Here is a 23,055-nt window from a genome sequence, read left to right as displayed (position 1 = left end):
CCTGAAGGCGCCGCAAGGCGTTGATCCACGGAAAACGCACCGCTCGCCTACGGCTGTAATGTAAAAAAAAGCGCCCGTCCACCGCGTGCCGTCTCGTCAGGGCCAAGGCTTGCCGCACCGGGCATGCGAAAACCCCGAAGCCAAGTCAGGGGTTTCCAAGATCCAACTATGTAAGCCTGAGATCAGACGCTCGCATTGTCAGAGCGGTTTTGCGGTGACGGCAAAGACAGCACAACATGGCTTGCAGCATTGGCCGGTGCCTGGTCATCTTCACCTTCGGACGACTGGTTGCGCACGATGCGAACACCCTTGATGCGGCGAGAATCAGCGTCGAGAATGTGGAATTCGAAACCGGGAACGGCACGAACCACTTCACCCTTCACCGGAATTCGGCCAAGCGCAAAGAAGATCAGCCCGCCCAGCGTATCGATTTCCTCGATATGCTCACGCACGTCGAAATCATGCCCAATGGCCTCGGCAAGCTCGGTCAACTCAGCGCGCGCATCGGCGATAAACACACCGTCAGACAGGCGCGAGAACATCGTCTCGTCCTTGTCGTGCTCGTCGTCAATATCGCCAATCACCATCTCGACAATATCTTCATGGCTCACGAGACCGTCCGTGCCGCCATATTCGTCGATGACCAATGCCAGCTGTGTGCGCTGGGCCTGCATGGTTTTCAGCAAGGTGGAGGCCAGCATGGATGATGGCACGAAGAGAATTTTGCGCACTAGACCGGCGTCGGCCAGCGTCTTTTCCAGATCGACCCGGGCAAGGTCAAAATTCGAGCGGGGAGACTTTGCAACCCGTGCGCCCTCATTTGCAACGGCGCGCGAGCCGACGCGGCGCTTGTTGCGGGCCTGCTTGCCAATAAAGGCCAGCAGGTCGCGAATATGAATCATGCCCTTAGGATTATCCAGTGTCTCATCATAGACAGGCATTCGCGAGCGACCGGTTTCCTCAAACAGGATCATCGCTTCACCAACGGTCATGTCCTGATCAAGCCCATCAATATCCACACGCGGGATCATGATGTCTTCGACGCGCACTTCCCGGAAACGCAGGATATTGTTGAGCATCGCCCGTTCTTCAGGCGTAAAGGCGGCACCGATTTCGGTGTCGGTCATCAATGCGTCGGTGATGTCTTCACGAAGACGCTCGCCCTGCGATGGCTTCAAGAGCCGCGAGATGCGAGACCAGATGCTTGCCCTGGGCTTTGGCTGATAGTCCTGACGTAAGGGACTACTGCCTTCCTCCGATGAGGATTGTTCCCCGGTGTCTTTGCCCTCGAGGGGCGGTCGTGCCGAATGTTCGCTCATGGTCCCAAACTGTTAAATCAAAGCGGTTCCTGGCCCGCATAAGGATCAGATAGACCAAGCTTGGCCAAAATGCGAGTCTCAAGCTCTTCCATTTCTTCCGCGTCTTCGGTTTCGATGTGGTCGTAGCCGAAAAGATGAAGGAATCCATGGACCAGAAGGTGCGTTAAATGATCATCGAAACTCTTTTCGAGATCGCGTGCTTCACGCTCAACGGTCTCAAAAGCGATGATGATATCGCCCAGCATCGGCCCGGGCATGTCTCCCGGTTCCAGGGGATAGGCCGGAAAAGACAGCACATTGGTCGGCTTGTCCATGTCACGCCATTCCGCATTGATCTCGCGGATTGACGCATCATCGGTAAAGACGAGCGACAATTCGGTCGTATCAGGCGGAAACGGCTGTTCTTCCTCAGCTTTCAGAAAATCAACAGCCAGATCCAAGACCCGGCTGCTGAACGCAAAAAGCTCTTCTTCCGATGGCCATTTTTCAGCTTCGACGCTGATCTGAATATCCAGTGACGTCATGTCTTGCTTCAGTTGCCCCTCGGCAGGCTTTCATCCGGCACAGCCGTCTGCGCTTCGTAGGCGCGGACGATGCGTGCGACCATCGGGTGGCGAACAACATCGACATCCTTGAAGCGAACGACAGAAACACCTTCGACGTCAGTCAGAATCTGAAGGGCATCAACGAGGCCGGATTTCATGCCGCGTGGCAAGTCCACCTGGCTTGGGTCGCCGGTTACGATCATGCGACCATTTTCGCCCAGACGCGTCAGAAACATCTTCATCTGCATGGTCGTCGTGTTCTGCGCTTCATCAAGGATGACGACAGCATTGGCGAGTGTGCGTCCACGCATGAAGGCAAGCGGCGCGATTTCGATGACACCCGCCTGAATGGCACGCTCCACCTTGTCACCCGGCATCATGTCGTAAAGCGCGTCATAAAGCGGGCGCAGATAGGGATCGACCTTTTCCTTCATGTCGCCGGGCAGAAAGCCCAGACGCTCACCGGCTTCAACAGCCGGGCGGGACAGAATGATGCGATCCACAACGCCGCGTTCCAGCAATTGCGCCGCATGCGCCACGGCGAGATAGGTCTTGCCGGTGCCTGCGGGGCCAACACCGAAGACGAGCTCCGACCGTTCCAGCGCCCGCATATAGACATCCTGCGTCGGCGTGCGGGCAGCGATGGTCTTTTTGCGGGTGGAAATCTGCGCCATGGAGACCTTGGCCTTGCGCTCCATCGTCGGCAGGGTCAGCTGATCGTCAGCTGCCATGGCCATGCGGATGGCGCCTTCGACGTCGGACACTTCAACGGTGCCGCCTTTTTGAAGGCGCTCGTAAAGGCTATCCAGTGCGCGCCGGGCCTGATTGGTGGCCACCAGCTCACCCGTGATGGCAACCGAATTGCCACGCGGGCGCGCGTCGATGTTCAAACGCTGTTCCAGCAATTTGAGGTTCTGATCGAACTGACCGAATAGCTCTCCGGCTATCCTGTTATTCTCGAACGTGAGGACGAAGTGATTGGCGTCGGTCGCGGCTGGGCGTGGCTGGCGCGATGGGGGTGATACCAATTCGGTTGCGTTCAAGCGGTCAGGCTCCCGTTCTTATCAGTGTGGGTCCCTCACTCTAGCTTCATGCCACCTCGGCAAACAAGCTGTTTGGACCCGTCGCGGTGATTCGTACATGAATAATGTCGCCGATTTTCATGTCGTTTGCATCAAGATTCACAGATTGCAGCCAAGGAGATCTTCCGATCAACTGACCGGGCATGCGGCCCGGCTTTTCCAGCAGCACATCCATGGTTTTACCAACCAGTGATCCAGCGAACTCATGCTGTTGCTTCAAGAGCAATGCCTGAAGGCGCTCTAGCCTCTCGGACTTCACATCTTCAGCCACCTGATCGGTCAAATCCGCACCCGGCGTGCCGGGGCGTGTCGAATATTTGAACGAGAAGGCCTGCGCGTATTTTACCTCTTCCACCATGGCCAGCGTGTCTTCGAAATCACGATCCGTCTCGCCGGGGAAGCCGACAATAAAGTCTCCAGACATGGCAATATCAGGGCGGGCGCCTCGAATCTTTTCGATAAGCCTAATATACTCATCGCCCGTATGGCGACGGTTCATGGCCTTGAGAATTCGATCCGAGCCGGATTGCACGGGAAGATGCAGATAAGGCATCAGGATGCGCAGGTCGCGATGCGCCTCGATCAGTCGCTCATCCATGTCACGCGGATGGCTGGTGGTGTAGCGCAGGCGGGCAATACCTGGAATTTCGGCCAGCCGATAGAGAAGTTCGGCAAGGCCCCATTGCTGGCCGTCAGGTCCTGCGGATCGCCACGCATTGACGTTCTGGCCAAGCAGCGTGATTTCCCGCACGCCGGAATCGGCCAGTCGCTTGGCTTCATCGACGATCTGCTGGACCGGCCTCGATACTTCCGATCCGCGCGTGTATGGCACTACGCAGAAGGTACAGAACTTGTCGCAGCCTTCCTGCACAGTCAAAAAGGCGGTGACGCCCCGCGCCCGGATCTTCGACTGTTCAGCCGCTGGCAGGTGCTCGAACTTATCCTCGACGGCGTAATCCGTTTCGATCACGCGCTCGCCACCTCGCACACGGCGCAGGGCCTCAGGCAGACGGTGATAGGTCTGCGGGCCGATCACAACATCCACGGCAGGTGCTCGGCGAAGAATTTCCTCGCCCTCAGCCTGGGCCACGCAACCGGCCACGCCGATCACGAATTCGCGGCCCTGCTCTTCGCGTGATTTTTTCATATCGCGCAAACGGCCGAGCGCGGAGTAGACCTTCTCCGCCGCCCTTTCACGGATATGACAGGTGTTGAGAAGCACCAGATCCGCCTCGTCAATGTTCTCGGTCGGCTCGTAACCGTCTTTGGTCAGAGCATCGCTCATGCGCACGGAATCATAGACGTTCATCTGACAGCCATAGGTCTTGATGAAGACCTTGCGGCTGTTGGTACCGTCGAAATGCGTGTTTGGGGCGGCCTCAAGGCCGATCATGTCCTGGGTCATGGCCGTTATCTAATGATTTTAACCGCTACATTAAACAGAAAAATGCGAGATCACCGCGACTTTCGCCAGCCGCCGCGCAAACTGAAATTCAGCAGGTCCCTCAGCGACGCCGTTGTCCTTGCGCTCAAGACCTTGCGATTATCGCCGCGATGGAAGGGAATGGTCTCTCCAAACGAAACATCGACATCGATAGCGCCCGCCTTCATCAAGGCAAACAGCGACGGGATCAGTCCGATCGTTCCCGGCCAGGCAATCACGCTGCGGTGGTATCTCCCCATTGCCATGCCGTTGATGCCGGTATAGGCGATGGCCACCGGCTGCACATGGACCATCTGCCCCGGCACCTGCTCGGCGGCGCTCGATGCCGCACCAAAGAGGGAGGACTTGATCGGCAACAGCCTGTTGCCATCCGACGTGGTTCCCTCGGGAAACAGAACGACGATTTCATCATCCGCCATTCGCTGGGCAATCTCGTTGACCTGCGCACCGGCGCTGCGCTTTTGCTCACGCGTGATGAAGATGGTTTTCTGCAGCCGTGCCAGAAGCCCGAAGACCGGCCAATCCCGCACTTCCGTCTTTGCGATGAAGGCAACATCGGCCACGCTGCCCAGTATCATGATATCTGTCCACGAGACGTGATTGACCACCAGAAGCAGCGGCTTTGAAGCCTCAACAAACCCGTGTGTATGAACCGTGATGCCCAGCGCGTGGCAAGCGATCCTGTGCCACGTTCTTGGCAGACGCCGCCGGATTGGCCAATCGAAGCAGAGGCCAAGCAGCTGAATCGGCAATAGAAACAGCGTGGCCACCGTCAGAACGACGATCAGGTAAATAAGCCGCAACCACTTCATCGCTTCATCCGCTCGTGGTCCCCTCGGGTTTCAGCGCTCGTCGGGCTTGAGAGGAACGCCATAAAGCTCCAGCCGGTGATCCACCAGCTTGAAACCGTGTTCACGCGCGATCTTTTCCTGAAGCGCTTCAATCTCTGGCGAATGAAACTCGATCACCACGCCATGCTTGAGGTCGATCAGATGATCGTGATGCTCTTCCGGCATGGTTTCATAGCGCGAGCGGCCATCACGGAAGTCATGCCGCTCAATAATGCCGGCATCTTCGAACAGTTTGACGGTGCGATAGACGGTGGAAATCGAAATGCGGGGATCGACCGCTGACGAGCGGCGATAGAGTTCCTCGACATCGGGATGATCGTCAGCGTCCTGGATCACGCGCGCAATCACACGACGCTGATCGGTCATGCGCATACCGCGCTCGGCACATAATTCTTCCAGGGTTTTGGAAAGGTCTATCACGTCGTCTGGCTTTCAGATGCTTCCGTTCGGATGGCGCTTGCGCGCTGCGTTCAATCCTTACACGAACTAGCGAAGATCACACTGCATGACAAGCGCCGTCGATTTCGTCCCATCTTTTGCCGTGTAATAGGCCGGTCTTTCGGCCACCGTTTTGAAACCGAGTTTCCTGTAAAGGCCGATGGCCGAGACATTGCCACCATCAACCTCCAGAAACATGGTTTCGGCACCGCGCATCATCGCCTCACGCATGACAGACTGCATCAGCCGCCAGCCCAGGCCAGAACGACCGAACTTCTCGCTGACAGCAAGCGTCAGGATTTCCGCCTCGCCTGCCGCCTCGCGGCACAGAACGAAACCGCCGAGCGGCTTGCTGAAAAACGCATTGGTCTGGCGCGCCACCATGCCGAACACACTGGATTGGCCCAGAAGGCCAGAGAACTCCGCGTCACTCCACGGACGCGGGAAGCGTTCCTGATGAAGCAAGGCCACGTCAGGGCAATCGGCGTGCTCCATGGCCAGAATTTCGAAATAGGGTTTCCAGCTGAGATAGTCGTCAAACATGTCAGGGTTTCATCCGCGGCTACACATGAATTGCCCGTATCAGGCTACCGGGCGACGTTCCAGTGCAAATCCGGTCTGCGGCTTGGCATCGGGTCCGCGCAGATAAAGCGGCGCTGGTTTGGGCATGCCTTGGGGTTTGCGCGCTGCAATGCGTGCCACCGTCACGATATCGAAATGATCAGGCCCGGAGCCGATTTCACCACCGACAAAAAGCGGCGCGGCCGAACCAATAATATCGCCCTTGAAATCGGCAAGCACGGCTTTTGCCTCATCCAGCCCCAGAAGGGCGGCATCGCCCAAGGGCTGCCCATCCGCATCAAACATCTGGAGATAGGCTTCATTCCGCTTGGCATCGAGCCCAACGGCCACGGCTCGACCGGGATTGTCTTGCAGATGACGGGCCGCCAGCGTTTCCAGCGTCGTCACGCCCACGGCCTCAACGCCAAGTGACAGGGCAAAGCCACGTGCTGCGGCGACACCCACGCGAATGCCGGTGAACGAACCCGGCCCGATGGTCACGCCGATCTTTTCCACGGCATCAAGCGTCAGCGACGCCTGGCCTAAAGCATCGTTGATGATGCCCATCAACAGCTCCGCATGGCCCTTGCCGATATTTTGGGTCACTTCACCCAGCACGACTTCGCCAGCGCTGTCATAAAGACAGGCAGAGCAATCCACACCTGATGTGTCGATGGAAAGAACGATCATCTTGAAAGCCGCCTCTGGTCAGACGGCCTCGACCTCTTGCACCTCAGGAACAAAGTGGCGCAGCAGGTTCTGAACGCCGTGCTTCAATGTTGCCGTGGAGGACGGGCAACCGGAGCATGCACCCTTCATATTAAGGAATACCGTGCCATCGCGGAAACCGCGGAAGGTGATATCGCCACCATCCTGCGCAACGGCAGGGCGCACGCGTGTTTCCAGCAGTTCCTTGATCGTGGCGACAATGGTTTCATCGCCAGCCTCGAAGAATTCTTCTTCCTCATCGGAAATCTCAGCCGCAACCGCCGTGCCCATCAATGGGCGACCGGACATGAAGTGCTCCATGATTGAACCGAGGATCGCTGGCTTCAGATGCTGCCACTCGGCACCATCCTTGCTGACGGTGATGAAGTCGAAGCCGTAATAGACGCCGGTCACGCCCGGAATTTCAAACAGCACCGAGGCCAGCGGCGAGGCTTGCGCCTGCGCGGCATTCAGGAATTCCGCCGTCCCGCTTTCAAGAACAACCTTGCCCGGAAGAAACTTCAAGGTGGCTGGGTTCGGTGTGGATTCCGTTTGAATGAACATGTCGATCTCCTACGGGACAGGCGTTGGCCATCCCGGAATTTAGAATACTTCCAAAGTATGCCGGACGAAGCCTGACTTCAAGTCCTGACATGATAAACCCATTCAAGAAATAAGCATCTCTTGTTTCAGGCTGGCGCGCTCTTTCTCAGCAAAGCGCGTCGATTTCCTCATCCGTCAAACTATCCGGCAGAACCGTGACAGGAATAGGGAACGCCGTTCCACGCCCGGCAATGGACGAAACCAGCGGTCCTGGGCCTTCCTTTGTTGAACCTGATGCCAGAACCAGGATGGCGATATCGCGATCCTCCTCGATCAGCCCGTGGATCTGTTCGGCCGCACTACCCTCGCGAATCACGGCTTCGGGCTCCAGCCCCACATTTTCGCGCACCTTCTGCGCAACTTTCGCCAGCGATGCCTCGGCTTCCTCACGGGCCTCGGCGCGCATGATCTGCTCTACGCCGAGCCACTGCTGGAAATCACCTTCCGGGATCACATAGAGAAGCACCAGAGCGCCGTTGGAATTCTTTGCGCGGCGACCGGCATAATGGACGGCCCTTTCGCATTCTGGCGTCCCGTCGATGACCACCAGAAATTTCCGGCGGTGTCCTTCGAGACGCGAAAGCCGTTTCGATACCATTGCCTACTCCTGTTTCCCCCGTCACGGCAAAGCCGCCCGACGCCCCGGGCGGACTTTATATCAAATTCCCGCGATTAAAAATGCTTCGTCAGACGGGAAATGATCCTCGCCTTAGCGAAGGAAGCCGATGATGTCGCGCACTTCATTCATCGTCTTTTCTGCAATGACCCCTGCCCGTTCGCCACCCTGCTTGAGGATCGCGTCGATATGGCTGACATCATCCAGAAGGCGGCGCATCTCGCTGTTGATCGGGGCGAGTACGTTCACGGCCAGATCGACAAGCGCCGGCTTGAAGGCCGAAAATTGCTGCCCGGCAAATTCGGTGAGGACATCAGCCTTCGTCTTGTCGGACAGGGCTGCATAGATACCGACAAGGTTCTCGGCCTCCGCACGGCCTTTCAGGCCCTCGACTTCGCTCGGCAACGCGTCCGGGTCCGTCTTCGCCTTCTTGATCTTGCGCGAAAGCGTGTCGACATCATCCATCAGGTTGATGCGCGACAGGTCCGACGGATCGGACTTCGACATTTTCTTTGTGCCGTCCTTGAGCGACATAACACGCGGGGCCGGACCACCGATGAGCGGCTCAACCATTGGGAAATAGGCGTGGACCGGCTCGTTACCGACGGTAATGTCGATGCCGAGGTTCGCATTTTTGATGTTGGCGCCAAAATCGATATTGAACTTCTGGGCGATGTCGCGGGCCAGTTCAAGATGCTGTTTCTGGTCATCGCCCACGGGAACGTGGGTGGCGCGATAGACCAGAATGTCAGCGGCCATCAGACTTGGATAGGCGAGCAGACCGAGCGAGACCTGTTCGGCATTCTTGCCCGACTTGTCCTTGAACTGCGTCATGCGCTCCATCCAGCCGATGCGCGCTACGCAGTTGAACACCCAGGCAAGTTCCGCATGCTGCGGAACGGCAGACTGGTTGAAGACGATATGCTTGACCGGATCGATACCCGCCGCGATGAAAGCGGCAGCAATCGAGCGCGTCTGCGCCTTCAGATCGCTGTGGACCAGTTGTGCGGTAATCGCGTGCATATCGACAACGCAATAGATGCAGTCATTGTCTTCCTGCAGCGCCACGAATTTGCGGATCGCGCCGAGATAATTGCCGAGGTGGAGATTTCCGGTTGGCTGGACGCCTGAGAAAACCAAAGGCTTGAATGCGTTCATGATCGTCCTCGAAAAGGCTTGTGGAGGGCCTTGCCTCATGTTTCAAATTGGCCGCGCTTATGCACCCGCAACAGCCTGTAATCAAGGAGTTTCGGTGAATTCAGCGCGCTGGCTGCAACAGATCCCATTTGTTGCCGTAGATATCGACGAAGACGGCCACAGAGCCATATGCCTCGTAGCGTGGCTCCTCCAGAAACTGGATGCCCCTTGCCGTCATGAGCGCAAAATCACCAGCAAAATCATCGGTGTGAAGAAAGAAGGCGACACGCTCGCCCGTCTGGTTGCCGATGGCCGCATCTTGTTGTGGGCCATCGGCCTGCGCCAGCAGCAGCCCAAATCCAAGGCTTTCCCTCGGTGTCACCACCACCCAACGCTTTCCGTCGGGAAGCGGCTCATCGGACACGCAGTCGAAGCCCAGCAGATCGCAATAGAAAGCCTTCGCCCTGTCGTAGTCATCAACGACGAGCGTGACCAAAGCGAGATGTCTGGACGACACAAAACTGGCCATCAAGTCTCCTTGTCTTCGACCACGGTCTTCGGTTTGCGTTTCAATCCCCGCTTGACCATGCCAAGGCTTGCGCCACCCGAGAGAAAGGCCAGTCCGAAATAAAGGACTGCGGCGACAAAAACGAGGCCGAGAAGCGTTCCGGCTCTGACCGGTATGGAGGCGGCGGATGACAACTCGAATGCGAAATAGGCAAGCGCGTAGTGGATGGCCAAGGCCATGAGTCCCGCGGCAATCAGAAGCCGGGGAATGCGGGTCAAAAGCGGAAGGTCGACTTTCCAATGGCCGCGCCACAGAAGCATGCCGAACAGCAGAGCCGCATTCACCCAGCCAGCGGTGATTTCAGCTGTCGCAATTCCAGGGCCGCCATAGGTCGGAAACAGGGTAAGCGCCATCGAGACATTCACGGCAACCGAGATGGCAGCAAAGATCATCGGTGTACGGGTGTCTTCACGGGCGAAGAAGCCCGGAATGAAGGCCTTGATCAGCACGAAGGCGGGAAGGCCAAGGCCATAGATCCCGAGGATTTCAGCCACGGTTCCTGTTGCGGATGCGGAGAAGTTACCGCGCTCATAGAGGAAGCGCACGATGGGCTCAGCCATGACCAGCAGGGCAGCGGCGGCAGGAAGGGTCAGGAACATCACGAATTCGACGGAGCGGTTTTGCAGATTGGCCGCTTCTACCTGATGTCCCCCGCGCAGTGCGCGGGCAAGCTCCGGCAGCAGCACCGTTGCCACGGCAATGCCGACCACACCCAATGGCAGCTGATAGATGCGGTCCGCATAGGCCATTGACGAGATGACGCCGTCCTTGCCAGAAGCGATGTTGGTGTTGATCAACAGGTTGATCTGCGTGATGCCGCCGGTGATCGCGGCAGGAAAGGCCAGCACCAGCAGGCGCTTGACGTTGCCGGTCATTCGCGGACGCCGAAAGCCGATCTTGATACCGGCGTTACGCACCGCAATCCAGACGATGGCCAATTGCACGAAACCAGCCGCCATAACGCCCCAGGAGAGCGCGAAGCCCACCTGCAACGGGTCATAATTCTTCCACCAGGCAAAACCCAGCACGCCGATAAGAATGATATTGAGGAAAACAGGCGCAATGGCCGCGGCGAAATAACGATGCAGAGAGTTCAGCATTCCGCCCATCATCGCCGCCAGCGACATGCAGGCAAGATAGGGGAACATGATCGTTGCAAGGCGAACGGTGTTATCGAATTTCGTGGGATCATCGACAAAGCCCGGCGCAATCACTGTGCGCACGATGAAGGGCATCGACACTTCCATCAGGATGGTCAGCACCATCAACACGGTAAAGAGAACGCCGAAAACCTCTTCCGAAAAGCGCTTCGCGCCTTCCATCCCGTTTGCTTCAATTTCCTTGGCAAAGAGTGGCACGAAGGCGGAGTTGAAGGCGCCCTCGGCAAAGAGACGACGGAACGTGTTGGGAAAACGGAATGCCGCATTGAAGGCATCTGCCACAGGCCCCGTGCCCACGGCTGCGGCCATCAGCATCTCACGCCCGAAGCCAAATAGGCGGCTACCGAGTGTGGCAAAGCCGACGGTTGCGAATTTCGCGATCAATCCCATTGTGTCGTCAAGCCTTCGCGGTGCGTGCAGCGGGCAGAGCCGCGACATCGGGATGGGCGATGATGCCCGATGGCATACGGTCGCGCAGTTCGTCTTCCTGCTCGGCCATAACGGCTTTCAGGCGTGAAGCGATGCTGGCCTGGCGGTTGTCGGTCATCACCTTCTGGCCGAAGAGATCGGTCACATAGAACGTATCGATGACCTTCTCGCCAAAGGTGGTGATGCGGGCAGAGGTGATGTCGAGCGACAGATCGGCCAGAACCGCCGTCATATCCGCCAACAGGCCCGGCCTGTCGAGGCATTCCACCTCAATCACCGAAAACTTGTTGGAAAGGCCGTTGGAGATGGTGACTGAGGGCGGAATGTTGAAGGTCTTGCTCTTCTTGCGGCTCTTGGTGCGCGTGGCGATGATTTCCGGAATGCCCTTTTTGCCCGCCAGAACCTCTTCGATCATCTTGCCGATCGTGTTGGCGCGGCGGGTCTCATCCTCATCGATGGGGAATTCGCGGTTGATGAGGATCGTATCAAGCGCACGCCCATCCGAGGTGGTGAAGATCTGCGCATCGGCAATGTTGGCACCGGCAGCGGCACAGGCCCCTGTTATGATGGACAGAAGGCGTGGATGGTCGGGAGCCAGAACGGTGATTTCGGTGATGGCGTGGAACGAGTGGGTCCGCACCATGGTCGACAGTGCTTTTTCCTGCTTGTCGGTCTCGCGCAGAAAGCGCGTGTGGCGGATCTGGTCGTCAAGATCGACAGACAGAAGGTAGGGCTCATAATGCAGGCCGGTATATTTGCGCCGTGCCTTCTGGCCCCAATCGGTCAGCGAATCGTAAAGCGCCTGGCGGGCGACCTTGGCACGCTCCTTGCGCGATGTTTCCGAAAAGCCACCTGACAGCAACAGCTCGGTTTCATAATAGAGCGTGCGCAAAAGCTGGCCCTTCCAGCCGTTCCACACATCAGGCCCCACGGCCCTGATATCGCAAACGGTGAGGATCAGCAGCATTTTGAGCCGCTCCATCGATTGCACCTTGTCGGAAAAGTCGGTGATCGTCTTGCGGTCGTGCAAGTCACGTGTCTGCGCCACCATCGACATCAGCAGATGCTGCTCGATGAGCCAGACCACCGTTTCGGTCTGCTTGCTGGAAAGGCGGAAGCGCTGGCAAAGCTTGCGCGCCACCCGCGCACCGGCAATGGAGTGATCCTCCTGCCGACCCTTGGCCACATCATGCAGCAACACAGCCACATAGAGCACCTCGCGGTCTTCAATCGCCGGCATCAGCTGGTTGACGAGCGGGTGGGTATCGACCGCATGCCCCTTTTCGATTTCCGACAGCACGGCCACAGAGCGGATCAGGTGCTCGTCCACCGTATAGTGATGATACATGTTGAACTGCATCATCGCGACGATCTTGCCAAATTCCGGCATGAACTTGCCCAGAACACCCGCCTCGTTCATGCGCCGCAGCGTCAGCGCGGGGTCCCGCCTCGATGTCAGGATGGACAGAAACAGACGGTTGGCCTCTTCGCTTTCGCGCAGTTCATGGTTGATCAAGGCCATGGAACGGGTAACGACACGCAAGGCATCCGGGTGTAGTTCCAGATTGTTGATGTCAGCCACATGGAACAGCCTGATGATGCTGACAGGATCGTTGCGAAACACATCGGCATTGGCCAGCGCAATGCGGCCACGATCTTCCACGAACTGATCGGAGCCGGGTATCTTGCGCAGCCGGTGGGCAAAACGGCTGAAGACGCCCGAAAGGCCGGGCACATCCTTGGCCTGCCTGTCTTCCAGTGCCGCACACAGAATGCGGGTCAGGTCTCCCACGTCCTTCGCCACAAGGAAGTAGTGCTTCATGAAGCGTTCAACCGCCGACAGACCGGGGCGCGGCTGGTAATTCAGCGCGGCTGAAATCTCACGCTGAATGTCGAATGACAGGCGCTCTTCCGCCTTGCCGGTGATGAAATGCATCTGGCAGCGCACGGTCCAGAGAAAGTCATCGGCCTTTTCGAAGAGTTTTAGCTCACGCTTTGAAATGACGCCCAGCTTGACGAGTTCTGCCGTGTCGCGGACGTGATAGTAATATTTGGCAATCCAGAACAGCGTGTGCAGGTCGCGTAGGCCGCCCTTGCCTTCCTTCACATTCGGCTCGACCAGATAGCGCGTATCGCCTGCCTTGCGGTGGCGCTGGTCGCGCTCGGCAAGCTTCGCGGCAATGAATTCCGGTCCGCTGCTGGCCGCGACTTCGGTTTCGAAACGCCGCTCCAGCTCATCGGCCAGCGATTGCTTGCCGCAGATGGCGCGCATTTCAAGAATGGCGGTGCGGATCGTCATATCGGCCTTGGACAGGCGGATGCACTCATCCACCGTGCGCGTGGCGTGGCCAACCTTGAAGCCGATATCCCACAGAATATAGAGAACGAACTCTATGGCCTTGGTCATTTCAGGTGTGTTTTTGGAGGGCAACAGGAACAGAAGGTCGATATCGGAGCCCGGAGCCAGCGTTCCACGGCCATAGCCGCCAACGGCGGTGATTGCGATCTGGCACGCATCATTGGGGTAGACATGCTCACAGGCAAGGTCAAACAGCACTTCGATCAAGCGGTCCTGAAGCCATGAAATCCGGCGCGCGCAATCGATACCGCCGCCTTCCGTATCCAGCAATTCACGGGCCTTTTCGCGACCTTGCGCGCTGGCTTTCTTGAAGATCGGCAACAGGTCGGCGCGCACATCGGAAACGCGCTGCCCATCGCCCTGAAAAACGCGTTGGCATTCCCGCTTCAGCGCATCAACATCCAGTATCGATGAGAAATCCAGGTCTTTCATGGCCATTGATGCCGATATCCATTTCATCCGGTCTATGCATTCGGCATAGGCCTATAGCGATTTTAAGGCGTGATGGACAGCATTCTAAGGCTCAAGCCTTGCCAAGTTGTTTCTTGAGCGCATAAAGCGCATCCAGCGCCTCACGGGGGGTCATCTCATCCGGGTTGAGCGCGTTTAACGCCTCATCCACTTTGGAATTGCCATTGCTGCGGCTTTCCTCGCGCCGCACGGCAATCTGAAACAGCGGCAGATCATCGATCAACTGGCTTGCCGGGTTCTTACGGTCTGCATCTTCAAGCTGGTTGAGAACCGCCCGCGCCCGCTCGACAACCGACGCCGGAAGGCCAGCAAGCTTTGCCACCTGAATACCATAGGAGCGATCGGCCGCACCGGGGCCCACCTCGTGCAGAAAGATCACGTCACCTTCCCACTCGCGCACTTTCATGGTCGCATTGGACAGACGCCCCAGCTTTTCAGACAGCACCGTCAATTCATGGAAATGGGTGGCAAACAATCCACGGCAACGGTTCACCTCATGCAGATGCTCCACCGCCGCCCATGCGATGGACAAGCCATCAAAGGTTGCCGTTCCGCGCCCGATCTCATCGAGAATAACCAGCGAGCGGTCTGTGGCCTGGTTGAGGATGGCAGCCGTTTCCACCATTTCCACCATGAATGTGGAGCGGCCTCGAGCCAGATCATCAGAGGCACCCACACGGGAAAACAGGCGGTCGACAATGCCGATATGCGCCGCTTTCGCCGGAACGAAGGAGCCGATCTGGGCCAGAATGGCGATCAGCGCGTTCTGACGCAGGAAGGTTGATTTACCGCCCATATTCGGGCCGGTCAGCAGCCAAATCGCGCCGTTGCGATTGCCGTTTACAGCCGAGAGATCGCAATGATTGGCAATAAACGGGCCCGAAGACTGGCGGCGCAGGGCCTGTTCCACCACCGGGTGGCGTCCGCCCTTGATATCAAACATCATCGAGCCATCGACCACGGGGCGGCAATAGGCCTGTTCGGCGGCCAGATGCGCAAGACTTGTGGCAACGTCGATCCTGGCAAGCGCCAAAGCGCCTGCCTTGATGGCCTCCGCATTGGACACCACGGCCTGCACCATCTGCTCGAAGGCCTGCAATTCGATGGTGAGCACCTGCGAGGCGGCATTGGCGATGCGGCTTTCCAGGTCGGCAAGCTCGGTGGTGGTAAAGCGCATGGCGCCTGCCATGGTCTGGCGGTGGATGAAGCGCGCCTTGGCCTCATCTCCCGTCATCATCACATCGGCATTGCCCGCCGTTACCTCGATGAAATATCCCAGCACATTGTTGTGCTTGATCTTCAGCGACTTGATGCCCGTCTCTTCGGCATATTGCAGTTGCAGACCGGCAATCACCCGGCGGGACTGGTCGCGCAGCGCCCGGATATCGTCCAGTTCGCCGTTGGAGCCCTCCCGGACGAAACCACCATCGCGTTTCAGCAAGGGCAACTCTTCGGCAAGCATGGCGCTCAACATGCCCTCAAGCGTTGCCGGCAGCGCCTTCAGCGCCTCAAGCGCCTCGGCCAGCTCATCCGGCAACAGGCCCTGATCCAGAAGGTCGGCAACGTTGGCTGCGGCAGATAGGCCCAGCCGGATAGCGCCAAGATCCCGCGGCCCGCCGCGATCCAGCGCCAGCCGCGACAGCGCACGCGGCATATCGGCCACCTGTTTCAGCGCCTCACGCAAACCATCGGATAGAGACACATCATCCAGCAGATAGCCGATAGCGTCCAGCCTTGCGTTGATCTTGTCGGCATCCGTCAGCGGCGACATCAGCCGCTCCGCAAGCAAACGCGCTCCGCCACCGGTCACCGTACGGTTGATGGCGTGGAGCAGCGATCCGTCCCGGTCGCCCGACAGCGTCTTGGTCAGTTCCAGATTGGCGCGTGTGGCGGGGTCGATGAAGAGCGTGGAGGCTGCACTTTCCCGCTCAGGCGCGGCCAGAGGCGGGCGTTCGGCAATCTGGGTTTTTTCGACATAGGCAACGGCAGCGGCGGCCGCCGCCATCTCGACGCGGGAAAAGGTGCCGAAACCATCCAGCGTGGTCACACCGAAATAACGGGCAACCCGGCCTTCCGCCGTGGCACTATCGAACAGCACCGCCGGCTGCGGCACCGCCACACGGCCCAGCACATCGAAAACGGCTTTCAGCTCGTCATCATGAAACAGGCTGTCGGCAACGATCAGCTCGCGCGGATCGATGCGCCAGATATCGGCCAGAAGCCGCGTCAGCGTTGTCTCGGCCAGACGAAAGACGCCAGTGGAAATATCAATCCACGCCAGCGCAAACTGCGCCTCGGAACTGCCCCTGATCCGCGCAAGCGCCATCAGATAATTGGATTCCTCCGGCGAAAGCAGCTTTTCTTCCGTCAGCGTTCCCGGCGTGACCAGACGCACAACATCGCGGCGCACCACGGATTTTGAACCGCGCTTTTTGGCTTCTGCCGGATCTTCCGTCTGCTCACAGACAGCAACGCGATATCCACGCAGGATGAGCTTTTGCAAATAGTCATCGGCAGCATGAACCGGCACGCCGCACATGGGGATGTCCTGTCCCAGATGCTGGCCGCGTTTCGTCAGCGTGATGCCGAGCGCGCGGGACGCTTCCGCCGCATCATCGAAGAACAACTCGTAGAAATCACCCATGCGATAGAACAGCAGCGAACCGGGGTTGTTCGCTTTGATCTCGATATATTGCTCCATCATCGGCGTAGCCGAGGCGCGGCTTTCCGGTGAAACGAGCGAGGCGGTGGAATGAACGTCCGTCAATGGCTTTACAATATCGCTGTTGTCTAGGGAAAACGAGCGCAGAGACTAGCGGTCCCACCCCTTCACCACAACACACTCAAGCCGCCTGCCCACAGGAAGGTTCAAATCTTACCCGTTGAAGCGATAGGCTTCGCCGCCGTAATAGTTGATGTAGCGACCCGCAATCGATGAAACAGGCAGGATGACGAGAACATCCGTCGTGTTGAAGGCATGGTCGACCACGGCACCGGAGCCGAACATGGCACCAAGACGCATGTAACCCTTGATGAGCGGCGGCATCCCAACAAGCGCCTTGCGCGGGTTGATCGCCTCAACCGGCATCATATCCATCTCGCGGTAAAGCCCCGGCAGCGCCTGCGCCGCCCAATCGCCCTTGGCACCGCAGGTGTGGTGCAGGAAGGACAAGGCCAATGCATGGGCTTCCGGCTGGACACCGGGAAAGGAGGCGCAGCCAATCATCGCATCCATGCGGTGGCGCACGGCATAGGCCCAGTTGCCCTGCCACAGCAATTCAACGGTTCGCTTGGTGCGATATTGCGGCAGCACGCAGGAGCGGCCCAGTTCCATGAAGCGTTTGCCGGGATGGCGGGCGATCAGGCCTTCGATATCGAATTCGCTGGCCGAATAAAAACCATTATAGGCAAAGGCCGTTTCCTGGCGCAGCAGCCGGTAGGTTCCCACGATCTGGTCTTCCGGGTCACCCTCTATCGAATTGTCCAGCACCAGAAGGTGGTCGCACACCGAATCGAACGCATCGATATCGCGGTTGCGGCGCATGGCGTCTGCGGGAAGCCGCGCACCCATTTCTTCCACAAAGACCCGGAAGCGAACATGTTGCGCCGCATCGATCTCGCGTTCGTTCCTGGCAAGCCGGGTCTCCAGCGGACCAATGCGCCCGAAGACGTCGTCGTTGCGCGGTGGCGAAACCGGCCCGATATTTCCGATGACATTGCGTTCGCGAATGTCGTGTTCAAGAATTTCCGTGACCATGGAGAATCGCCCCACCACCGTGTTTGTTCTGGCTGTCATAAATCACTTCTTGACGACAAAACAGTGACAGTTAGCCGCGTAACAGGCAACAGTTCCGGTCTAAAAAACACCGGTGCGATTTTGAGGAAACAGTCGCAGCATTTCTTCGATCAGGCGCTTGGGTTCCACCGGTTTGGCAAGCACGGCAGCAATTCCCGCGCCCAGCAAAAATGATTGTGTATCCGGCGTCGTATCGCCGCTCAGAACCATGATGGGCAAGCGCTTTTGACTGTTCAAGGATGCCCTGAGTCGCGGCAGCACCTCCAGCCCATCGCCAAAGGGCATGTGAAGATCGGAAATGATCAGATCGGGCAAGGAGGCGCTTTCAACGGTCAAAGCGTTGGTCAAGGCTTCGAAATCGCTGACCATGCGCACGCGGCAGCCGGATTTTTCCAGCACAGCCCGCAGGATACGGGCATTGACGGGATCGTCCTCCGCTATGAGCACATCAAGCTCGTAGGATGTTTTATCGAGCGCGGATGAAAAACCGAAGCCAGGATGCTGGTTGTCATTGATGGCATCGCGTCGCTCCACACCACGCAGGCGACCACAGAGAACATCGACCAGAGACTTTTCCCGCAGCGGACGGATCAACCAGGCATCGAAATCTTCCTTGGGCTGAGAGGCACGCTCTTCCGGGTTGACGAGCAGAATCTGGCGCACGGGCCGATCAGGTCTTGACGGCCAGTTTTTCAAAACCTCGCGGAACGACACGGCCACACGGTGGTCGATGATGATGTCAGTGATGTCGGAGAGTTCTTCAGGCGCTTGCAGCCTGTGCGCCTTCAACTGTCGGGGTGTCGAGAGCAAAGTGCAGGTGCCTCCTAGCGCTCGGATTACATCCACTGTCGCCACAGCCGCAACGCCTGCCGGCGCAAGCAGAAGAACGTTGGATCTGGCAAGCGCCGCCGTACGGCCGGGCGCCATATCGAGCACAGGTGCAGAGGCGGGCTTGAATGTGGCGGTAAAGACGCTGCCTTCACCCTTCCTGCTCTTCACCGTCAGTGCGCCGCCAAACTCTCTGATAATGCGGGCGGATATGGCAAGTCCCAGGCCCGTGCCAGCATTTTTCTGAGATCTGGAGCCCGCCTGTTCGAACTCTCCAAAAATGCGCGCCTGTTCGGCCTTGCCGATGCCGGGGCCCGTATCCTGCACCCCAATGGACAGCGTCTCGCCGCTCATCGAGGCGCGCACCAGCACGCCGCCTTTGGTCGTAAACTTCACCGCATTTCCGATGAGATTGAACAGCACCTGGCGCAGCCGCGCGGGATCGAAATCGAGGCAATCCGGCACGTCTGCCGCGATGATGGAGGCGATCTCGATGCCTTTTTCATGGGCGCGGTGAGCCAGCATTTCCACCACACTCTCGATCAACTGGCGCAGGTTTTCCGCTCTCGGATTGAGCCTGAAGCGCCCGGCCTCCATGGTCGAAAAATCAAGCAGGTCTTCGACCAGTTGCACCAATGATTGGCCCGATTGGCGCATGCCATCCAGATAATTGCGCTGCTCCTGCGTCAGCTTCGTTTGCGACAGCAGATGGTTCATGCCGAGAATGCCCGATAATGGCAGGCGAATTTCATGGCTGACAGTGGCCAGAAGCCGTCCCTTGGCGGCATTGGCGTTTTCAGCCCGCAATCTTGCGTCTTCGCGGGTTCTGAGCGCTGCGCGCTCATCGGTCACATCCCGGGCAAGGCTGGAAATGACCAGACGGCTGCTGGCCGGATCATTGGCCACCACATCATGCCAAGTGAAGATACGCTGGCCGTAGGGCGTGGCTATTTCCACATCATAACAATGGGCTTTTCCACCGGGGCGAAATGCGATGCCGATTTCCTCACAGGTCTTACCGTAGGGTTCCGCGCAGCCGGTCATTTCGCAAAAGGCGGCATTGGCGTTGACGATGCGCCGGTCCATATCGCGTGTCACGACAATATCGCCCATCGCCTCATGGATTTCCGCCATCAAGGCAGCGTTCTGGCGGTGGCGCGCATCGAGGAGATTGGCGTGCTGCATGGATGCCTGGCGCAGCATGGAAGAGCGGACCATCATGTAGACGGCGCAGAACACGCAGATCGCAACCGAGACCGCCGCCATGTAAAGCGCAGCGTTGCCGCCGAGATAGACGGCGCTTGCGAACGCAAAACCGCAACCGGCTGTGAACAGCGTCATGGCGCGGAGCAACCGGATATAAAGGGGTGATCTCAGACGTTCCGCACGGGCGGGAACGGCCGACGCTATGGTCAGTCCCTCATCCGCCTCAACGGAAGCGAATGTTTCGGAAAGCCGGTCTTTCAGTATCGCCAATTCGCTCATGCAAACGGTGCTAACATGGAAGCTGTTTGGATTGGCTTGGCAGGAAGATTAAAGTTTTAGCTTTTCTTCGCCCGGGCGTGAAGAATTTCATCCAGAATAACGCAGCCAGCGCCGATGGTGATGAAAGAGTCCGCCAGATTGAACACAGCAAAGGACCATGTCTGCGTGTGAAACAGGATATAATCGATCACGTGGCCATAGAGAAAACGGTCAAAGATATTGCCCGCTGCGCCTGCAATGATCAGCGCGAAACCGAGATGGGCAAAGGTGCGGTCGGCGTCAGTCTTGCGCCAAAGCCAAATCACGAAGCCAACGATGACAAGCCGCATGGTGACGATGAACCAGCCTTCCATGTCGGCCAGCATCGAGAAGGCAACGCCGAGATTATAGGTGCGGTATAGCGCCAGAAACGGCATCACAGGCACCATCTCCTGCAATGGGAGATAGGTTTCGACCATAATCTTGATGACCTGATCAAGGATCAGCGCGATAACAATCAGCGACACAGCCGGAACCAGTCTTGAGAACAAAGCGGGCTTTGTTATTTCCATCATGTCACCGGTGCAAGTTCGAGAAGGTGGCGGCGAGCTTCAAACAGCATGACACCGGTCGCAATCGCCAGATTGAGCGAATCGGCACGGCCCTGCTGGGGGATGCGCGCCAGCTGATCTGCTTTCGAGGCAAGCTCCGGCGGCAGGCCGCCCTGCTCATTGCCCATCAAAAGCACCGTCGGCTTCTTTTTATAATCGATGGTTCTGTAATCAACTGAACCAGCCAGATGGGTCGCCACCACGCTGACACCGGCTGATTTCTTCCAGCTCAGAAATTCCTCGACGGTTGCATGCGCCACCGAAATCGCAAAGACCGAGCCCATGGTGGCGCGCACTGTTTCCAGCGAAAACGGATCGGTGCAATCGCCTATCAGGATCACGCCGGAAGCGCCTGCCGCATCAGCCGTGCGGATGATAGTGCCGAGATTGCCGGGATCGCGTACTCGATCCAGCGCGATATAGGTCTGGCCGCTTTCCGGCTGGATATCCCTGAGGTCAGTCCATTTCTGATCGAAAATCCCCACCACCATCTGCGGATTGTCGCGACGGGTGATTGAAGACAGGATCTTTTCGGTGACCTCAAGCACGAGGCCGCCGGAGGCGACGGTCTTTGTCGCGACCTGCTCGACCAGCGCCTTGCCCTTGGCATTCTTTGCGTAAACCAGCGTGCGGATCGTCCAGCCCAGTTCCAGCGCATCGATCACCAGCTTCAGACCTTCGGCCATGAAGGTGCCAGTTTCTTCCCGCCCCTTTTTTTGGGTCAGGTTCTTGATGTCCTTAATAATGGGATTGGAGAGGCTGGTGACCTCCTTGACCTGCCCTACCCGGCCCGGTCTGTTTTCACGGCGCTCATCGTTCATTTTGGCACCCAACGGCTAAAGAGTGAGGTGGAAAGGGCGCGCCCTTGCGTCTTGCCATCAAGGCCAGCTTCGCGGATCACGAGTTCGCCGGAGGAGACTTCACCGCCCGCGCCGCGCATGGTTTCGCGCATCAGTTCATGCATGGAATAGAAACTGGCGCGGATGGAATAGGCGGTCAGCACAAGGCCCAAAGCATTTGGCGACAGAATTTCGCGGCACACATCCAGCATCAGCGGGAGGTGGTCGAACAGTTCCCAGATCTCGCCATGGGTTCCGCGACCGAATTTCGGCGGATCGGTGAGAATGATGTCGTAGGTGTTGCCGCGCCGTTCTTCGCGCAGAATAAACTTCATCGCATCTTCGCAGATCCAGCGGATCGGTGCGTTTTCGAGCCCGGCCAGCGCCTGATTTTCACGCGCCCAGCCAATCGCCTTCTTGGAGGCATCCACATGGGTGACCTCGGCACCGGCAGCAGCCGCCACCAGCGAGGCGACGCCCGTATAGCCAAACAGGTTGAGCACCTTCAACGGCCGGTCAGATGCTTCAATCTTAGCCTTCAGCCATTCCCAGTGAACGATCTGTTCCGGGAAGACACCTACATGGCGGAAGGCGGTAAAGCGGCCCAGAAAATTCACGCCGAGAAGGGACAGCGGCCATGTTTCTCCAAGCGGCTCTTTGGGAAAGCGCCACCGTCCCATGCCGTCCTCATCCGTATCACCGGAGAAGATGGAATCGGCGTTGTCCCACACACGCTGCGGCAAGGTTGGTCGCCACAAGGCCTGCGCTTCCGGCCGCACGATCCGGTACTGGCCATATTGCTCGAGCTTGAGCGCATTGCCGCTGTCGATCAGGTGAAAATCACCTGCGCCAAGCGATTCCAGAATAACGGGTACATTTTCTGCGGGCAGAGCGCCGGTGCGGTCCTTCAGGGGACGCGGCGGAACCTGTTCGGCCTCGCTCGCCTGCGGTCTGGCCTTTGGCTTTGAGGAATCCTTCGGCGCGTCCCGTGGGCCAGCCTTCATCGGCGGGGCTCCGGCCGAGCGAACGTAATCAGGCGTGCGCGTCCTCGTTTCGGCATTTTTGGGCCGAGCGGGCTTGGCAGCACTTTTGTTTCGAGGTTCCTGCCCCGCGCGCTGCTTGGCGCCCGGGCGGTTTTCTTTTTTCTTCAACGGGGTTCTTTCCAGGTCTGACCGCATCTCATGCGACAGCGAATATCATCAAGGCGCGCCATTATCAAAGGGCTG

20 protein-coding genes are annotated in these 23,055 nt (G+C 58.1%); all 20 read right to left on the bottom strand.

Translation table 11 applies throughout. The features are described from left to right. Window positions 1–182 precede the first annotated feature (182 nt). The 20 genes from RQI55_RS06785 to RQI55_RS06690 all read right to left on the bottom strand — a co-directional run bounded on the left by RQI55_RS06785 (window position 183) and on the right by RQI55_RS06690 (window position 22,980). Window positions 183–1,319 (bottom strand): hemolysin family protein, encoded by a 1,137-nt coding sequence (locus RQI55_RS06785; protein ID WP_243256850.1) that lies wholly within the window; start codon window positions 1,317–1,319, stop codon window positions 183–185. Between the two features lie 17 nt (window positions 1,320–1,336). Next, on the bottom strand, window positions 1,337–1,843 hold the full coding sequence (ybeY, locus tag RQI55_RS06780) for an rRNA maturation RNase YbeY (protein WP_243256851.1): 507 nt from the start codon (window positions 1,841–1,843) through the stop codon (window positions 1,337–1,339). A gap of 8 nt (window positions 1,844–1,851) precedes the next feature. After that, window positions 1,852–2,907, bottom strand: coding sequence for a PhoH family protein (locus tag RQI55_RS06775; protein ID WP_192063184.1), 1,056 nt, complete (start codon window positions 2,905–2,907; stop codon window positions 1,852–1,854). Window positions 2,908–2,953: 46 nt separating this feature from the next. Continuing rightward, window positions 2,954–4,351, bottom strand: a complete 1,398-nt coding sequence (gene miaB / locus RQI55_RS06770) for a tRNA (N6-isopentenyl adenosine(37)-C2)-methylthiotransferase MiaB (RefSeq protein ID WP_311272433.1) — start codon at window positions 4,349–4,351, stop codon at window positions 2,954–2,956. Between the two features lie 50 nt (window positions 4,352–4,401). Next, entirely contained in the window at window positions 4,402–5,202 is an 801-nt protein-coding gene (locus tag RQI55_RS06765; protein ID WP_243256853.1) for a 1-acyl-sn-glycerol-3-phosphate acyltransferase, read from the bottom strand. 30 nt (window positions 5,203–5,232) lie between these two features. Beyond that, window positions 5,233–5,661 carry a Fur family transcriptional regulator gene (locus RQI55_RS06760; RefSeq protein WP_243256854.1) on the bottom strand — a complete coding sequence of 143 codons (429 nt, stop codon included), beginning with the start codon at window positions 5,659–5,661 and terminating at the stop codon, window positions 5,233–5,235. 66 nt (window positions 5,662–5,727) lie between these two features. Next, window positions 5,728–6,222, bottom strand: a complete 495-nt coding sequence (locus tag RQI55_RS06755) for a GNAT family N-acetyltransferase (RefSeq protein ID WP_243256855.1) — start codon at window positions 6,220–6,222, stop codon at window positions 5,728–5,730. Window positions 6,223–6,261: 39 nt separating this feature from the next. Beyond that, a complete protein-coding gene (gene tsaB, locus RQI55_RS06750) occupies window positions 6,262–6,930 on the bottom strand; it encodes a tRNA (adenosine(37)-N6)-threonylcarbamoyltransferase complex dimerization subunit type 1 TsaB (protein ID WP_243256856.1) in 669 nt (222 codons plus the stop codon). Between the two features lie 18 nt (window positions 6,931–6,948). Next, on the bottom strand, window positions 6,949–7,512 hold the full coding sequence (locus RQI55_RS06745) for a NifU family protein (RefSeq protein WP_042616219.1): 564 nt from the start codon (window positions 7,510–7,512) through the stop codon (window positions 6,949–6,951). Window positions 7,513–7,657: 145 nt separating this feature from the next. Then, on the bottom strand, window positions 7,658–8,149 hold the full coding sequence (locus tag RQI55_RS06740) for a universal stress protein (protein ID WP_243256857.1): 492 nt from the start codon (window positions 8,147–8,149) through the stop codon (window positions 7,658–7,660). A 111-nt stretch (window positions 8,150–8,260) separates the two neighbouring features. Then, the gene (trpS, locus tag RQI55_RS06735; protein ID WP_243256858.1) at window positions 8,261–9,325 is read right to left on the bottom strand and encodes a tryptophan--tRNA ligase; all 1,065 of its coding nucleotides are present in this window, start codon (window positions 9,323–9,325) and stop codon (window positions 8,261–8,263) included. A gap of 100 nt (window positions 9,326–9,425) precedes the next feature. Further along, the gene (locus RQI55_RS06730) at window positions 9,426–9,833 is read right to left on the bottom strand and encodes a VOC family protein (protein ID WP_243256859.1); all 408 of its coding nucleotides are present in this window, start codon (window positions 9,831–9,833) and stop codon (window positions 9,426–9,428) included. After that, entirely contained in the window at window positions 9,833–11,422 is a 1,590-nt protein-coding gene (gene murJ, locus RQI55_RS06725) for a murein biosynthesis integral membrane protein MurJ (RefSeq protein WP_243256860.1), read from the bottom strand. The genes RQI55_RS06730 and murJ overlap by 1 nt, the downstream gene beginning before the upstream one ends. 7 nt (window positions 11,423–11,429) lie before the next feature. Continuing rightward, window positions 11,430–14,258 carry a [protein-PII] uridylyltransferase gene (locus tag RQI55_RS06720; protein WP_243256861.1) on the bottom strand — a complete coding sequence of 943 codons (2,829 nt, stop codon included), beginning with the start codon at window positions 14,256–14,258 and terminating at the stop codon, window positions 11,430–11,432. 85 nt (window positions 14,259–14,343) lie between these two features. After that, entirely contained in the window at window positions 14,344–16,995 is a 2,652-nt protein-coding gene (gene mutS, locus RQI55_RS06715) for a DNA mismatch repair protein MutS (RefSeq protein WP_243257014.1), read from the bottom strand. A 171-nt stretch (window positions 16,996–17,166) separates the two neighbouring features. After that, complete coding sequence (locus tag RQI55_RS06710) at window positions 17,167–18,048, bottom strand: GNAT family N-acetyltransferase (RefSeq protein WP_243257016.1); 882 nt, start codon at window positions 18,046–18,048, stop codon at window positions 17,167–17,169. A gap of 99 nt (window positions 18,049–18,147) precedes the next feature. Further along, on the bottom strand, window positions 18,148–20,400 hold the full coding sequence (locus tag RQI55_RS06705) for a PAS domain-containing sensor histidine kinase (protein WP_243256862.1): 2,253 nt from the start codon (window positions 20,398–20,400) through the stop codon (window positions 18,148–18,150). 56 nt (window positions 20,401–20,456) lie between these two features. After that, window positions 20,457–20,954 (bottom strand): signal peptidase II, encoded by a 498-nt coding sequence (gene lspA, locus RQI55_RS06700; RefSeq protein ID WP_192063173.1) that lies wholly within the window; start codon window positions 20,952–20,954, stop codon window positions 20,457–20,459. Further along, the gene (locus RQI55_RS06695) at window positions 20,951–21,811 is read right to left on the bottom strand and encodes an RNA methyltransferase (RefSeq protein ID WP_192063172.1); all 861 of its coding nucleotides are present in this window, start codon (window positions 21,809–21,811) and stop codon (window positions 20,951–20,953) included. Before RQI55_RS06695 ends, lspA begins: the two co-directional genes overlap by 4 nt. Further along, entirely contained in the window at window positions 21,808–22,980 is a 1,173-nt protein-coding gene (locus RQI55_RS06690) for a class I SAM-dependent methyltransferase (protein ID WP_243256863.1), read from the bottom strand. The genes RQI55_RS06695 and RQI55_RS06690 overlap by 4 nt, the downstream gene beginning before the upstream one ends. Window positions 22,981–23,055: the final 75 nt, after the last annotated feature.

The organism is Rhizobium sp. WCS2018Hpa-16, assembly GCF_031843705.1.
Classification (GTDB): Bacteria; Pseudomonadota; Alphaproteobacteria; order Rhizobiales; family Rhizobiaceae; genus Agrobacterium; species Agrobacterium tumefaciens_C.
This window is presented reverse-complemented; position numbering and strand designations above follow the sequence as displayed.

Coding starts and splice junctions, on each gene's coding strand:
- RQI55_RS06785 (WP_243256850.1), bottom strand. CDS start 1,319: ATGAGCGAACATTCGGCACGACCGCCCCTCGAGGGCAAAGACACCGGG.
- lspA (WP_192063173.1), bottom strand. CDS start 20,954: ATGATGGAAATAACAAAGCCCGCTTTGTTCTCAAGACTGGTTCCGGCT.
- RQI55_RS06705 (WP_243256862.1), bottom strand. CDS start 20,400: ATGAGCGAATTGGCGATACTGAAAGACCGGCTTTCCGAAACATTCGCT.
- RQI55_RS06765 (WP_243256853.1), bottom strand. CDS start 5,202: ATGAAGTGGTTGCGGCTTATTTACCTGATCGTCGTTCTGACGGTGGCC.
- miaB (WP_311272433.1), bottom strand. CDS start 4,351: ATGACCCAGGACATGATCGGCCTTGAGGCCGCCCCAAACACGCATTTC.
- RQI55_RS06695 (WP_192063172.1), bottom strand. CDS start 21,811: ATGAACGATGAGCGCCGTGAAAACAGACCGGGCCGGGTAGGGCAGGTC.
- RQI55_RS06740 (WP_243256857.1), bottom strand. CDS start 8,149: ATGGTATCGAAACGGCTTTCGCGTCTCGAAGGACACCGCCGGAAATTT.
- mutS (WP_243257014.1), bottom strand. CDS start 16,995: ATGATGGAGCAATATATCGAGATCAAAGCGAACAACCCCGGTTCGCTG.
- RQI55_RS06710 (WP_243257016.1), bottom strand. CDS start 18,048: ATGGTCACGGAAATTCTTGAACACGACATTCGCGAACGCAATGTCATC.
- murJ (WP_243256860.1), bottom strand. CDS start 11,422: ATGGGATTGATCGCGAAATTCGCAACCGTCGGCTTTGCCACACTCGGT.
- RQI55_RS06755 (WP_243256855.1), bottom strand. CDS start 6,222: ATGTTTGACGACTATCTCAGCTGGAAACCCTATTTCGAAATTCTGGCC.
- tsaB (WP_243256856.1), bottom strand. CDS start 6,930: ATGATCGTTCTTTCCATCGACACATCAGGTGTGGATTGCTCTGCCTGT.
- trpS (WP_243256858.1), bottom strand. CDS start 9,325: ATGAACGCATTCAAGCCTTTGGTTTTCTCAGGCGTCCAGCCAACCGGA.
- RQI55_RS06745 (WP_042616219.1), bottom strand. CDS start 7,512: ATGTTCATTCAAACGGAATCCACACCGAACCCAGCCACCTTGAAGTTT.
- ybeY (WP_243256851.1), bottom strand. CDS start 1,843: ATGACGTCACTGGATATTCAGATCAGCGTCGAAGCTGAAAAATGGCCA.
- RQI55_RS06720 (WP_243256861.1), bottom strand. CDS start 14,258: ATGGCCATGAAAGACCTGGATTTCTCATCGATACTGGATGTTGATGCG.
- RQI55_RS06730 (WP_243256859.1), bottom strand. CDS start 9,833: ATGGCCAGTTTTGTGTCGTCCAGACATCTCGCTTTGGTCACGCTCGTC.